Below are 13,780 nucleotides of genomic sequence, written 5' to 3' on the forward strand. Positions count from 1 at the left end.
TCCCGCCGCTTACTGGAATTGTTTGAGAAAACGCTGATCGTTTTCAAAAAAGGCCCGCAGGTCGTTGACGCCGTAACGCAGCATGGTCAACCGCTCAACACCCATGCCGAAGGCAAAGCCGCTGTAACGTTCCGGATCTATACCCACCGCACGCAGCACATTGGGATGAACCATGCCGCACCCCAACACCTCTAGCCATTTGCCGTTCTTACCCATCACATCTACCTCGGCGCTGGGCTCGGTAAAGGGGAAATAGGAAGGACGGAAGCGAATTTGTAAATCTTCTTCGAAGAAGTTATGCAGGAAGTCGTGTAGTACCCCTTTCAGGTGGGTAAAGCTGACCTTCTCATCGACCAGCAGGCCTTCCACCTGATGGAACATGGGGGTATGGGTCTGATCGTAATCGTTACGATATACCCTGCCCGGAGAAATAATACGGATCGGCGGTTGCTGATGCTCCATGGTACGGATCTGTACGCCCGAGGTCTGGGTGCGCAGCATCAGCTTTGGATTGAAATAGAAGGTGTCGTGATCGGCCCGGGCCGGATGGTGCGCCGGAATATTCAGGGCATCGAAGTTATGGAAATCATCTTCGATTTCCGGACCTTCCGCCACCTGGAAACCCAGCTCGCCAAAGAAGGACTCGATGCGCTTGATGGTACGGCTCACGGGATGCAGGCCACCGCTCTGCTGCCGGCGGCCCGGCAGACTGATATCCAGGGTTTCGGAAGCCAGCTTCTGATTAAGCTCCGCCAGTTGCAGGGCCTCACGCTTATCGTTCAAGGCCTTGCTCACCGCCTGTTTGGCCTGGTTGATGGCCTGCCCGGCAGCGGGCCGCTCCTCGGCAGAGAGCTTGCCCAGCGCCTTGGACTGTTCGGTAAAGAAACCTTTTTTACCCAGGTAGTGCACCCGGATCTCATCCAGTTCGACAGCGTTGGCGGCAGCCTGGATCTCCGCCTGTGCTTTGACGATCACGTCTTCCAGCTGATCCATGTTTTCCTCGTTAACTCGCCCGGGCAGAAAACCCGGACCTTAAATATTTTGAAAGGCCTTGATAGTAAAGGAAATGGCCCGGTCACGCCACTTTTGCACCGGTTTCGGGCCATTAAAAAAGGAGGCCTAAGCCTCCTTTTTTCATTACCGTCTGTCGACTTAAACCAGGGCTTCTTTAGCTTTGGAAACCAAAGCGGTAAAGGTGGTTTTGTCATGTACAGCGATGTCTGCCAGGATCTTGCGATCAATTTCAACAGAGGCCTTTTTCAGACCATCGATGAAGCGGCTGTAAGACAGACCGTTCTGACGGGCGGCCGCATTGATACGGGCGATCCACAGTTGACGGAACTGACGTTTTTTCTGACGACGGTCACGATAAGCATACTGACCAGCTTTGGTAACAGCCTGAACCGCAACGCGATAAACGCGTGAACGGGCACCGTAGTAACCTTTGGCTTGCTTCAGAACTTTCTTGTGACGAGCGTGTGCAGTAACACCACGTTTAACTCTTGGCATTGTTCACTTCCCCTTTAAGCAGTTGGCAACATGGCGTTGATTTGAGCGACATCAGACGCGGCAACCATAGATTTGCCACGCAGCTGGCGCTTACGCTTGCTGCTCTTCTTGGTGAGGATGTGACGCAGGTGGGATTGCTTACGCTTGAAGCCACCGGAGCCGGTCTTTTTAAAGCGCTTGGCAGCGCCTTTGTTGGATTTCATTTTCGGCATTAAAAAAACTCCGCATTGTTAATAACAACAAACAGCAAGGCGAACCGGACACTCGGTGCCCGGTTACTTGCAGGGCCTTACTGTTTTTTCTTCGGGGCAAGCACCATGACGGCCTGACGACCTTCCAGCTTGGGGAAAGCCTCGACCAGGGCCAATTCGTCCAAATCCGTTTTGATTCGGTTGAGCAAATCGAAACCCAGTTCCTGGTGCGCCATTTCACGCCCGCGGAACCGCAGGGTGACCTTGGCTTTGTTGCCTTCTTCCAAAAAGCGAACCAGGTTGCGTAGTTTTACCTGATAGTCGCCTTCATCGGTACCGGGTCGGAATTTGATTTCCTTGACCTGGATTTGTTTCTGCTTTTTCTTCTGTTCTTTGGTCGCCTTGCTCTTCTCGTAGAGGAACTTGCCGTAGTCCATAATACGGCAAACAGGCGGCTCGGCGTTGGGACTGATCTCTACCAGATCCACGCCCTGAGCGGCGGCCGCTTCCAGGGCTTCGGTAATCGAAACTACCCCCAGCGCTTCACCTTCCAGGCCTACCAGGCGAACTTCTTTTAATCGTATCTCTTCGTTCAGTCGGTTGCGGGAGGCCGGTTTGCCTCCCTTTTTAGGGCTTTTTATAACCTATCCTCCAGTGTCTTCTTACCGCGAGTGCGGATCTCCTGTTGCAGTAGTTGAGTCAGCTCTTCGAGCTTGAAGCTGCCGAGATCCTGTCCTTTCCGGGTACGAACCGCCACTTCGCCGGCTTCGACTTCCTTATCGCCGCAAACCAGCATGAAAGGTACCCGCTTCAGAGTATGCTCGCGAATTTTAAAGCCTATCTTCTCATTTCTCAAGTCCGCCTTGGCTCTAATACCAACATTATTCAGGTCGTTGGCCAATTGCTGGGCATATTCGGCCTGATTGTCGGTGATATTGAGCACCATGACCTGGGTCGGGGCCAGCCAGGTGGGGAACAGGCCGGCATACTCCTCGATCAGGATACCGATGAAGCGCTCTATCGAACCCAGGATGGCGCGGTGGATCATCACAGGCACATGGCGCTCGTTGTCTTCGCCCACATAGCTGGCACCCAGACGCCCGGGCAACGCGAAGTCAAGCTGCACGGTACCACATTGCCAGGCACGGTTCAGGCAGTCATACAGGGTAAATTCAATCTTGGGACCGTAGAAAGCCCCCTCGCCTGGCTGCAGCTGATACTCCAGGCCATTGGCCTTGAGCGCTTCTTCGAGGGCCAATTCGGCCTTGTCCCAGATCTCGTCACTGCCGATCCGTTTTTCCGGCCGGGTCGACAGCTTGACCGCGACATCGGTAAAACCAAAGGTGCCGTAGACGTCGTACACCATCTTGATACAGGCGGACACTTCCTCCTGGATCTGCTCTTCGGTACAGAAGATATGGGCATCGTCCTGGGTAAAACCACGCACCCGCATCAGGCCGTGCAGGGCCCCGCTCGGTTCATTACGGTGACAGCAACCGAACTCCGCCATGCGCAACGGCAAATCCCGGTAGGACTTCAGGCCCTGGTTGAAGATCTGCACATGGCCCGGGCAGTTCATCGGCTTGATGGCGTAATCCCGGTTCTCGGAGTGGGTGGTAAACATGTTTTCAGCATATTTATCCCAGTGACCGGACTTCTCCCACAGCACCCGATCCATCATGAAGGGGCCCTTGACCTCTTCATACTGGTATTCACGCAGCTTGGTCCGCACGAAGTGCTCAAGCTCACGGAAGACGCTCCAGCCGTCATTGTGCCAGAACACCATACCCGGAGCCTCTTCCTGCATGTGATAGAGATCGAGCTGCTTGCCGATCTTGCGGTGATCCCGCTTGGCGGCTTCTTCCAGCTGGGTCAGATAAGCCTTGAGCGTCTTCTTGTCGGCCCAGGCGGTGCCGTAGATGCGTTGCAGCATCTTGTTCTTGGCGTCGCCGCGCCAGTAGGCGCCGGAGACCTTCTGCAGCTTGAAATGCTGGCAGAAACGCATGTTGGGCACATGGGGACCGCGACACATGTCGATATATTCTTCATGATGATACAAGCCGGGCCTGTCATCCTGGCTGACATTCTGGTCCAGGATTTCAATCTTGTAGGTCTCATGCCGCCGGGCGAAGGTATCCCGTGCTTCCTGCCAGCTGACCTTCTTCTTGATGACTGCATACTCGGTCTTGGCCAGCGCCAGCATGCGTGCTTCCAGGGCCTCGAGATCTTCTTCCGTCAGGGTGTGATCCAGGTCGATATCATAGTAGAAACCATTGTCGATCACCGGACCTATGGCCATCTTGGTTTGCGGCCACAGCTGCTTGATGGCATGGCCCAGCAGGTGAGCACAGGAATGGCGCAGTATTTCCAGGCCTTCCTGATCCTTGGCGGTAATAATGGCCAGGCTGGCATCGTGGTTGATCAGATCACTGGCATCAACCAGCTGACCATCCACACGACCGGCAATACAGGCCTTGGCCAGGCCGGCGCCGATATTTTGGGCCACATCAAGCACGGAAACGGGGTGTTCAAAATGGCGTTGGCTGCCATCGGGAAGTGTAATTGTCGGCATGAAATATCCTTCACAGTGGTGCACCGTACCAAAGCGCACATGTCGTTAATAAAGGTGAATAAACCGGTAACCTCCCCTGCTCTTTCTGACTTCACTCTGTCAGCCGGGTGGACGGAAGGCCGGGGCAGCGCCTCTTTCACCAGATCAGGGGAAGCCGTAGGGTAGCAGAAGCCCCCGCCGCTGTCTGCCCCTGGCGACCCTGCCGGCAAGCGACCGTGCCGGCAGGTCACCAGTTATCGCTGCAAAGCCTCGCCGCCCCTGGCGGGATCCCGTTTTTTTCAGGTTAAAATGAGGGTGATAGCCATTTTTTAAGCTTATCTGCCAACCATACTCCTATTTTGCTTCGACTAGCGTCAGGGCTGGCCTTCTTTGACCTATACTGTTGACGAATCAGGTGGCACCAGGAGGCGTTATGTGGCAAATCATCGCCAACCAGATTGCGGAGGCAACCGGAACCCAGTTCAGCATCCTCGAAAAGATCCCCTTGTCCGGTGGTGATATCAACCAGGCCTACCGCATCACCGACGGGCGCCAGTCGTATTTTGTCAAACTCAATGACCGCGACAAGCTGGATATGTTTCGCTGTGAGTGGAACAGCCTCGAACATCTGCATGCGTCTCAAACCCTGTTGATCCCTAAACCCATTTGTTGCGGTACCACCGCCAGTATCAGCTTTCTGGTGCTGGAGTATCTGGAGTTCGGCGCGGCAGATGAGCAGGACTGGCATATGCTGGGTCGTCAGCTGGCTCATTTACACCAGTCACGCAGCCAACCCATGTACGGCTGGGATGAAGACAATTATCTGGGAACCAGCGTGCAACCGAATGCCTGGCACAAGAAATGGTCTGTCTTCTTTGCCGAACAACGCATCGGCTGGCAATTAAAACTGCTGGAAGAGAAAGCCATTCGCTTCGGTGATCTGGAAGAAATCGTTGGCGCCATCAAATTGAGGCTGGCCAATCACCATCCCCAGGCTTCCCTGTTGCACGGAGATCTGTGGCGTGGCAATGTAGCCTTTTACCAGCATCAGGGAGTCCTCTTCGACCCGGCCAGTTATTTTGGTGACCGGGAAACCGATATTGCCATGACGGAATTATTTGGTCAGTTTCCCCAGTATTTTTATCAGGGATATCAGGCTGTTTGGCCCCTCGATGGGGGCTATCCCCTACGGCGGGAAATTTATAAACTGTATCATTTACTCAATCACGTAAACCGTTTTGGTGATGCTTATCAGGCTCAAGCCAAAGCCAGTATTTACCAGATTATTGCCAGCTAGGAGAGAGTATGTCGGCACCAGTGCTTTTTATAACCGGAGCAGCCAAGCGGATTGGTGCAGAAATCAGCCAGCATTTACATGGCTTGGGGTATCGCTTGGTACTTCATTATCATCAGAGTAAAACCTGTGCCGAACGTCTGGCCGACAGGCTGAATGAGGCCAGGCCCGATAGTGTTTCTCTGGTACAAGAGGATTTAACCCAGCTTGACGTCCTTCCCTCTCTGGCCGACAGGGTACTAGGACAATACGGTCGTCTGGACGGCCTGATCAATAATGCTTCCAGCTTTTATGCCACTCCCTTTGGTCAAGGGACACCCGAGCAATGGCACGATCTGATGGCTACCAATGTGGCAGCCCCCTATTTCCTGGCTCAGGCTCTGGCTCCGGCCCTGCAGGACAGTCAGGGTTCCATCATCAATATGGTGGATATACATGCAGAAAAGGGACTCGAAGATCATCTTATCTATACTATGGCCAAGGGAGCATTGACCACCATGACCCGTGGGCTTGCCAGCGAGCTGGCACCGATGGTCCGGGTTAACGGTATAGCCCCCGGGGTTATTCTCTGGCCCGAACATCCCTTGACCGATGTGCAAAAGCAGCAGGTATTGGATTCTATACCCATGGGGAGAGCAGGTTCACCACAGGACATAGCAGAAACCATGGCTTTCTTGCTGACCGGACCCGCCTATTTAACCGGACAAATCATTGCACTCGATGGTGGGCGCTCAACAAAAGGATTGAACAACGTCTGATAACCTAATCGATGAGGACCAGGGTATGCGTGACTTTTTCGAGAAAAACATTGTCTGTCCTCATTGTGGTTACCATACCCGGGTCGAAATAGATGCATCGGAAGGGGGGCAGGATTATTACGAAGACTGCATGGCCTGCTGCAATGCCATTCACCTGGTTGTTACCCGTAATGAACTCAGTGATGAAGTTGAGTTGATGATCGATGCCGATGATGAGCAGATATTCTGACTGTTTAGGTTAGAATATCTCTTGCATGTTGGCATAAAAGTTATTTCGACGCCATCACCCGCTCTACCGTATCCACTATGGCCTGGGTCTGAGGGTCAATTTCGATATTGACCCTGTCCCCCTGCTGTATCTGGCCTAAATTGGTACGCTGCAGGGTTTCCGGGATCAGGTGCACTGCAAAACGATCGGCCCTGACCTGGCCTATGGTCAGGCTGATGCCGTCTATCCCTATATAGCCTTTGGTGAACAGGTATTTGCTCAGGTCCGTCGGCAGTTCAAACCAGAGCGTCCGGTTGTGGCTGCTGTCCTGGATCTCCAGCAACCGGCTGATGCCCATGATATGCCCCGACATGGCATGCCCGCCGATTTCATCGCCGAAGCGGGCTGCCCGTTCCAAGTTGACACTATCACCCACCTTAAGCTGCCCCAGGTTGGTAACCCGCAGGGTTTCCTGCATCAGGTCAAAACTGATCCTGTCCTCCTCGATATGAGTCACGGTCAGGCAACAGCCGTTATGGGCCACCGATGCCCCCAGGGCCAATCCCGGCAGCATATCTGCGGGAAGAGCCACCACATGGGTACGAAAATCGGTTTTTTCAATAATCTCAAGCAAGGTACCCATACCCTGCACAATTCCGGTAAACATAATCTCAGCCACTCATCAAAACGAACTTAGGAACTCTGGGAAATCCTCCAGAATACGGTTATATTTCGGAATACATGCCGTTATCCTGATAAAAAATAAAAAAATTCGGCATCAGGCAGCATTTCCCGCTATTTGTCCACCCCATCTACAGTGAGAAAAACATGGTTATCAGGCCCTACCTTGCCGAAACATGGCACCTGCTGCGCCTATGCGGCCCGATACTGGTTGCGCAAGTTGCGCAAACCACCATGGGTTTTGTCGATACTGTGATGGCCGGTCAGGTCAGTGCCGTCGACCTGGCGGCGGTTGCCGTAGCAACCAGTTTCTGGTTGCCTATCATACTCCTGGTTCAGGGCGTCGTCATGGCCCTGATCCCCATCATTTCACAACTCCATGGCGCCCGTCGCCATGGAGAAGTCGCGGGTGCCGTGCACCAGGGATTTTGGCTGACCCTGCTGGTCACGGTACCCGCCATGCTGGCACTTTATTATTCTCCCCAGACACTGCATTGGATGGACGTGGATCCGGCCCTGGCCGAAAAGACCACCGGTTATCTGCACGCCATCCTCTGGGGTATGCCCGCCTACGCCCTGTATCAGGTGCTGCGCAATTTCAGCGAAGGCCTCTCCCACACCCTGCCCACCATGGTCATCGGTTTTATTGGTCTGCTGGTCAATGTGCCCGCCAACTATGTACTTATCTATGGAAAACTGGGCTTTCCCGCCCTCGGTGGTGTCGGCTGTGGCTATGCATCGGCAGTGGTATTCTGGGCCATGCTGTTCGCCATGGTTGTCTATACTCAAAAATCGTCCCTGCTGGCCCGCTTCCATGTCCTGACGTACCTTACCGCACCGGACTGGCGTCAAATCAACCGGCTGTTTCGACTTGGCCTGCCCATCGCCCTGGCTATTTTTTGCGAAGTCACCCTCTTTACCGTCGTCGCCCTGTTACTGTCTCCCCTGGGGGCCGACGTGGTTGCCGGCCATCAGATCGCCATCAACTTTTCCAGCATGGTGTTTATGCTTCCCCTGAGCCTCGGCATGGCCCTGACCATACGGGTTGGACACAGCCTGGGGGAAAATCTGCCCCGGCAAGCCAAGCGGGCCAGCATGACCGGCATAGGTTTTGGCTGCAGCCTAGCCATATTCACCGCCCTGCTCACCATTAGTGCCCGCCACTGGATAAGCGATATCTACACAGATAACACCTATGTACTGGAGTTGGCTTCCAGTCTGCTGTTGCTGGCGGCGCTTTATCAAATTTCCGATTCGGCCCAGGTGATCGCCGCCGCCGCCCTGCGCGGTTATAAAGACACCCACATCATTTTTTACATTACCCTGGTCGCCTACTGGTTGTGTGGCCTGCCGGCCGGCATGGTGCTGGGCCTGACCGATTGGCTGGTGCCTGCCATGGGGCCTCACGGCTTTTGGATCGGTTTTCTGATAGGCTTAACGGTAGCGGCACTGATGCTTTTATGGCGGTTGAACATCATTTATGAACGGGTGGAAAATCACAGTCGCGCTGGTCAGCCTCTGGTTGACGGCCTGTGATGCGGACAACGAACTGCAGCATCACTTTCAGACCTACCTGACCCGCGTCGCCCATGTACTGGAGACGACACCGCCTGCGTTGTCCCCGCCGCCTCCCCTACCACCATTCCCCGCCCAGCGGCAGCTACAGCAGCTGCCGCCTCGAATTTCCGCAGGCTTGCTGGATACCCTCAAACTGGGTCAGTGCCAGCTGCTTTCCCTGGTGGGCGAACACAACAGTCCCCTGGGCCGAACCCGGGGGGCAGCCAGTCAGCTAATCTACCATCTTCAGTTCCAGCAGGGTCTGCAGGACTGTATCGCCCATCCGGATACGGATCGGCAACTATTGGGCTGGTTACACAAACTCGAACAACAAAAGGCGCCTCTGCTTGTTCTATATCACTGGAACATGATGGTCTCCGAGCCGGAAATCCGGGCCGTACTGACCCCCCGACAACGTATCCTGCCTTTTGCCGAGCAGGCCGGCTTCCATGCTACCCTGGCCGCATTCGAACTTTTTGAGCGGCTGCGGCATATTGCCCAAGGGAAAAGCGTCCAGCTCCCCATCGGCGAGCAGCAAGTGAACCGGGTCCTTTCCGGTCTCTATGGCAATGATTACCTCGGTCAGTTGTTCTATTCGCTCCATGCATCGACCCATTACCTGCGACAAAGCATGGTGTTTTTGCAACAATTGGCCGACGTTGACTGCGGCCCGTCAGGCAGAGCCGGCGCGGAACGATTACGCAATGCCATGCAACATTATTACATCAAGGACATTCAGGGCTATTTCTCCCGGATTGATCGGCAGTTCGTGGAACTCGCCCCCCTTATCTCGGCCAGCCTGCAAGCGCCTCGTGCCAGAACAGAGATAATAGCGGCATATCGGGCACAAATGGCCGCGGGGTTACAGAGCGTACTCTATCTGGAGTACCGGCAAAACGTGTTGGAACATGCCCGCCTGTGGCAGCAATTCCTGACACGGTGCGATATTTCACCGACTTGAACAATAGTTCCGCAGACGTTTTCCAGATAACAAAAAACACTTGCCCCTGCCCCGCCCCTTGGCTAGTATACGCAGCGCCTGAAGGCAGCCTGCGTTCTTAGCTCAGTTGGTTAGAGCACCACCTTGACATGGTGGGGGTCGGTGGTTCGAATCCACTAGAACGCACCAATTTCCCGGCCAAAAGCCGGTGAGAAAACAGGTTAATTTCAGCAATATGCGTCCTTAGCTCAGTTGGTTAGAGCACTACCTTGACATGGTAGGGGTCGGTGGTTCGAATCCACTAGGACGCACCAATTTTCCGGCCAAAAGCCGGTGAGAAAACAAATTAGCATCAGCAATACGCGTCCTTAGCTCAGTTGGTTAGAGCACTACCTTGACATGGTAGGGGTCGGTGGTTCGAATCCACTAGGACGCACCAATTTTCAGAAAAGCGCACTCAAATGAGTGCGATTTTTGCGTTTTATGGTTCCCCTGCCGTCCTGAACAACCGATGTGCATGCCATGTTACGCCGGTTTGATTTACACCCGCCTTGCATGTTGGCATAACCTTGGTATCCTGCCCGTATAATACCAAGGCGCGGCGGAGCCAACATGGATGCACGGCGTGTCGGAGGGGCTGGCCATTTGTCCGACCTTATCAGAGCGATCAAATAGATCAATTATTTAATCTGTTTGCTATAACAAGATTATGCCGGTGAGGGTACCGCCCTCCCCAGCTGTGCTTTCAGCCGTTATCCCCCTACGCCTCCTCCTCAATGACCTACCACAACAGTAACATGCCATGGCCGGACAATACGCCTGCTGCTCCGGTATTACCGCCATCCCTGGCGGCCAGACGGCTTTTCCCGAGCCCGATATCCAGTTGCTCTGGGCAACGTCACCCCTCGGTGCCGTCAGCTATGGGGTGGAAATCGGTCACCACCACCGCCAGCTACAAGACGGCCGCGAAGGCGATGCCACCCGCCTGCAAGGCATGGTGAAGTACAGCCTCTAAGCCCTTCCCCTGCTTGCCGTTTTCGGTGTCGACCTCCCCGGTCGGCACCCTTTGGTCATGACTCATATCCCTATTCCCCCCCCACCAACCAGGGTGTTACACCATCGTTAAAATATCCAAAATAAATGCTTCACTTTTTTATTGTTAATGATTTATTGTGTGTCACGTTGGTTGTATCAATGTTCTCTTTATTGCAAGGTGAGGATTATGAAACGTATATGGATATCCCTGTTTGCCGCCGCCGGTCTCTTTCATGGCCAGGCAACCGCCGCTACCACCATGCGGGTGGCTACCTGGCTTTCGCCTACCAGTGAAATGAATGCCACCGTGCTGCCCACCTGGGGTAAGTGGATCGAAGAAGCCACCGAGGGGCGAGTCAAGCTCAAGCTTGAACACGATCTGGGAGCACCCCAGAGCATGATTGATTTAGTTCAGGATGGGGCGGTTGATGCATCATGGGCGTATCACGGATACTTCCCAGGTCGTTTCAAGCTGACCAGCATCGCCGAACTGCCCAACCTGGGTGCCGGTGCAGAGGCCGCTTCCATCGCCCACTGGCGCATTCATCAGAAGTACCTGGCCAAGGCCAACGAGCATGGTGGTGTTGTGGTAGCCGGCCTGTTCACCCATGGTCCCGGAGAAATCCACACCCGTGAACCACTTGCCAGCCTCGCAGATCTGCAGGGCAAGAAGATCCGCATCGGGGGGGGCGTACAGAACACCATCGGCCAGCAGCTGGGCATCACAGGTGTCGCCGCCCCCACCACCAAGGTCTACGAAATGCTCACCCAGGGCGTGGTGGACGGGGTGTTCAACCCTATGAATACCAAGCGCAGCATGCGCTTCAAGGAAGTGGCGCCCTACACCCTGAAAATGCCCCACGGCCTGTACCTCGGCAGCTTCGGCATCTTTATCGGTGAAGATTTCTTCGACCGCATCTCAGAACAAGACCGGGAGGCCATCATGGCTGTGTCCGGTGAGAAGCTCTCGGCCATGACCGCCCGCGCCTGGGTGCAGGCCGATCAGGAAGCCGAACAGGATGCTCTGGCATACGGCAATACCATTACCCCGGCCAGCGAGCAGGATGTGCAGTTATTTGCCGAGCTGACCCAGAGCATTGAACAGGACTGGCTGAAGGACGTAGCCGACCGCCACATAGATGCCGAGCAGGCCCTGACCGAATTCCGTCAGATAGCCCGTGACTATCAGGCACAGCAGGACGCCCAAGGATAACGCCATGATTGCCCATGTTTCCCGAATCTGGTGCGACAGCGCAGCCGCCATAAAGCGGATGCTCAACCTGCTTGCCGGCCTGATGCTGTTACTGATGATGCTGATCACCGCCGTCGATGTGGTGGGTCGTTACCTGTTCAACCAGCCTCTAATGGGCGGCGCCGAGCTGATCGAAATCATGCTGGCCGCCTCCATCTTCCTGATCCTGCCCACCATTACCTGGCACAACGAGCATGTGTCGGTGGATCTGGTCGAGCCCTGGCTGCCCCGCTGGCTGCGAGCCGCACGGGACCGCTTATGCCACCTGTTTATGACAGCCGGCTGTGCCTATATGGCCATGACGGTGTGGAAGCTGGCCGACCGGGCCGCCCGTTACCACTCGGTGAGTGAGTACCTGGCCATTCCCAGCGCCTGGGCCATGTACCTGATCGGCGTCAGCCTGTGGCTGACCGCCCTCACCTTTCTGGTGATGTCGCTGCTAGGCAAGCCCGATGCCACAAGCTCATCCGTGACCGACCCCGCCCAGGAGGCGCCTGCCTTATGATGGAATCCCTGCTTGGCTTCGGCATCTTGCTGTTGCTGATTTTTCTGCGCGTCCCCATCGCCTTTGCCATGGCCGCCGTGGGCGTGGTGGGCTATGCGGCCCTGATGGACTTCAACTTCAATGCCGCCCTGTCGATCAGCGCCCGCCGGCTGCTGGATACCGCCCAGGATTACGGCCTGAGCGTGATCCCGCTGTTTATCCTGATGGGCAACCTGATCAGCCGATCCGGCCTGTCCAACGAGCTGTTCAAGGCATCCCACGCACTGATCGGTCACCGCAAGGGCGGCATGGCCATGGCGGCGATCACCGCCTGCGGCGGTTTTTCCGCCATCTGCGGCTCCAGCCTGGCCACCGCTGCCACCATGTCACGGGTGGCCATCCCGCCGATGCGCAGATACGGTTATGCCGACAGCCTGGCGGCAGCCGCCATCGCCGCCGGCGGTACCCTGGGCATTCTGATCCCGCCCAGTGTCGCGTTGATCATCTATGGCATACTCACCGAGCAGAGCATCCGTGATCTGTTCGCCGCCGGTTTCATTCCCGGCGTGCTGGGCATGCTGCTCTACCTGGGTGCCGTACGCTGGGTAGTGTGGCGCAACCCCAAGGCGGGCCCTCCCGGCGAGGCCATGAGCCGCGCCGAAAAATGGCAGGCGTTCAAGGGCGTGGGCGGTATCCTCGGTCTGTTCACCCTGGTCATGGGCGGTATCTACCTGGGCGTGTTCACCCCCACCGAGGCCGCCGGCATCGGCGCCGTCGGCTCCCTGGCCATCGCCATCAAGCGCCGCTGTCTAAGCCTGACAGAACTAAAGGAAGTGCTGATAGAAACCGCCCGCACCTCAGCCATGCTGTTCTGCGTGGTGATCGGTGCCCTGATCTTCTCCAATTTTATCAACCGGGCCGGCCTGCCCGATCATCTGGTGGAGCTGATCACCGGCTTCTCGCTGTCACCCATGATGGTGCTGCTGATGATCATCGCCATCTACCTGGTGCTGGGAGCCGTATTCGAGAGCATGTCGATGATGCTGCTCACTGTGCCGGTATTCTTTCCCGTGGTACACAGCCTGGGCATGGATCCCATCTGGTTCGGCATTGTCGTGGTGGTGGCCACCGAGATTAGCCTGATCACCCCGCCGGTGGGCATGAATGTGTTCGTGCTAACCGGCATGGTCAAGGATCTGAACAGTGCCACCGTGTTCCGCGGCGTTACCCCCTTCTGGTGCGCCGACATAGTACGCCTGGCCCTGCTGATCATGCTGCCGGCCCTCACCCTCTGGCTGCCGGAACTATTGTACCGCTAAC

The 13,780-nt window shown here is 55.6% G+C and carries 15 protein-coding genes and 3 tRNA genes; 12 read left to right on the forward strand and 6 right to left on the reverse strand.

Features of this window, described 5'->3' with window-relative positions; genetic code table 11:
- Positions 1–9: 9 nt before the first annotated feature.
- From pheS to thrS, 5 genes are all read right to left on the reverse strand, one after another.
- Complete coding sequence (gene pheS, locus DCS96_RS04805; RefSeq protein ID WP_116473191.1) at positions 10–993, reverse strand: phenylalanine--tRNA ligase subunit alpha; 984 nt, start codon at positions 991–993, stop codon at positions 10–12.
- Positions 994–1,152: 159 nt separating this feature from the next.
- Complete coding sequence (rplT, locus tag DCS96_RS04810) at positions 1,153–1,509, reverse strand: 50S ribosomal protein L20 (protein ID WP_116473192.1); 357 nt, start codon at positions 1,507–1,509, stop codon at positions 1,153–1,155.
- 14 nt (positions 1,510–1,523) lie between these two features.
- Positions 1,524–1,721 carry a 50S ribosomal protein L35 gene (rpmI, locus tag DCS96_RS04815; protein ID WP_116473193.1) on the reverse strand — a complete coding sequence of 66 codons (198 nt, stop codon included), beginning with the start codon at positions 1,719–1,721 and terminating at the stop codon, positions 1,524–1,526.
- A 77-nt stretch (positions 1,722–1,798) separates the two neighbouring features.
- Positions 1,799–2,341: a translation initiation factor IF-3 gene (gene infC / locus DCS96_RS04820; RefSeq protein ID WP_116473194.1), complete on the reverse strand. Its 543-nt coding sequence runs from the start codon at positions 2,339–2,341 to the stop codon at positions 1,799–1,801.
- Positions 2,338–4,272 (reverse strand): threonine--tRNA ligase, encoded by a 1,935-nt coding sequence (thrS, locus tag DCS96_RS04825; RefSeq protein ID WP_116473195.1) that lies wholly within the window; start codon positions 4,270–4,272, stop codon positions 2,338–2,340. Before thrS ends, infC begins: the two co-directional genes overlap by 4 nt.
- 412 nt (positions 4,273–4,684) lie before the next feature.
- Here thrS and DCS96_RS04830 point away from each other — a divergent pair, with 412 nt between their 5' ends.
- The 3 genes from DCS96_RS04830 to DCS96_RS04840 are packed head-to-tail and all read left to right on the forward strand — an operon-like array spanning position 4,685 to position 6,532.
- On the forward strand, positions 4,685–5,548 hold the full coding sequence (locus DCS96_RS04830; protein WP_116473196.1) for a fructosamine kinase family protein: 864 nt from the start codon (positions 4,685–4,687) through the stop codon (positions 5,546–5,548).
- Positions 5,549–5,556: 8 nt separating this feature from the next.
- Positions 5,557–6,303 carry a pteridine reductase gene (locus DCS96_RS04835; protein WP_116473197.1) on the forward strand — a complete coding sequence of 249 codons (747 nt, stop codon included), beginning with the start codon at positions 5,557–5,559 and terminating at the stop codon, positions 6,301–6,303.
- 25 nt (positions 6,304–6,328) lie between these two features.
- A complete protein-coding gene (locus tag DCS96_RS04840; RefSeq protein ID WP_116473198.1) occupies positions 6,329–6,532 on the forward strand; it encodes a CPXCG motif-containing cysteine-rich protein in 204 nt (67 codons plus the stop codon).
- Positions 6,533–6,572: 40 nt separating this feature from the next.
- Here the strand turns inward: DCS96_RS04840 and DCS96_RS04845 are convergent, their stop codons facing one another.
- Entirely contained in the window at positions 6,573–7,178 is a 606-nt protein-coding gene (locus DCS96_RS04845; protein WP_116474532.1) for a riboflavin synthase subunit alpha, read from the reverse strand.
- A gap of 167 nt (positions 7,179–7,345) precedes the next feature.
- On the opposite strand from DCS96_RS04845, the gene DCS96_RS04850 reads away from it, so the two are divergent.
- The 9 genes from DCS96_RS04850 to DCS96_RS04890 all read left to right on the forward strand — a co-directional run bounded on the left by DCS96_RS04850 (position 7,346) and on the right by DCS96_RS04890 (position 13,779).
- Positions 7,346–8,728, forward strand: a complete 1,383-nt coding sequence (locus DCS96_RS04850) for an MATE family efflux transporter (RefSeq protein WP_198650029.1) — start codon at positions 7,346–7,348, stop codon at positions 8,726–8,728.
- Positions 8,673–9,710 (forward strand): DUF3080 family protein, encoded by a 1,038-nt coding sequence (locus DCS96_RS04855; protein WP_116473200.1) that lies wholly within the window; start codon positions 8,673–8,675, stop codon positions 9,708–9,710. The genes DCS96_RS04850 and DCS96_RS04855 overlap by 56 nt, the downstream gene beginning before the upstream one ends.
- A gap of 91 nt (positions 9,711–9,801) precedes the next feature.
- Positions 9,802–9,878: transfer RNA gene (locus DCS96_RS04860), tRNA-Val, on the forward strand.
- 48 nt (positions 9,879–9,926) lie between these two features.
- A tRNA-Val gene (locus tag DCS96_RS04865) sits at positions 9,927–10,003 on the forward strand.
- A 48-nt stretch (positions 10,004–10,051) separates the two neighbouring features.
- Positions 10,052–10,128 (forward strand) — tRNA-Val (locus DCS96_RS04870).
- 363 nt (positions 10,129–10,491) lie between these two features.
- Entirely contained in the window at positions 10,492–10,704 is a 213-nt protein-coding gene (locus DCS96_RS04875) for a hypothetical protein (protein ID WP_116473201.1), read from the forward strand.
- Positions 10,705–10,911: 207 nt separating this feature from the next.
- The gene (locus DCS96_RS04880) at positions 10,912–11,937 is read left to right on the forward strand and encodes a TRAP transporter substrate-binding protein (RefSeq protein ID WP_198649924.1); all 1,026 of its coding nucleotides are present in this window, start codon (positions 10,912–10,914) and stop codon (positions 11,935–11,937) included.
- Between the two features lie 4 nt (positions 11,938–11,941).
- Entirely contained in the window at positions 11,942–12,481 is a 540-nt protein-coding gene (locus tag DCS96_RS04885) for a TRAP transporter small permease (protein WP_116473202.1), read from the forward strand.
- A complete protein-coding gene (locus DCS96_RS04890) occupies positions 12,478–13,779 on the forward strand; it encodes a TRAP transporter large permease (protein ID WP_116473203.1) in 1,302 nt (433 codons plus the stop codon). The genes DCS96_RS04885 and DCS96_RS04890 overlap by 4 nt, the downstream gene beginning before the upstream one ends.
- Position 13,780 lies beyond the last annotated feature (1 nt).

Origin of the sequence: Zobellella maritima (genome assembly GCF_003075035.1) — a bacterium.
Lineage (GTDB): Bacteria > Pseudomonadota > Gammaproteobacteria > Enterobacterales > Aeromonadaceae > Oceanimonas > Oceanimonas maritima.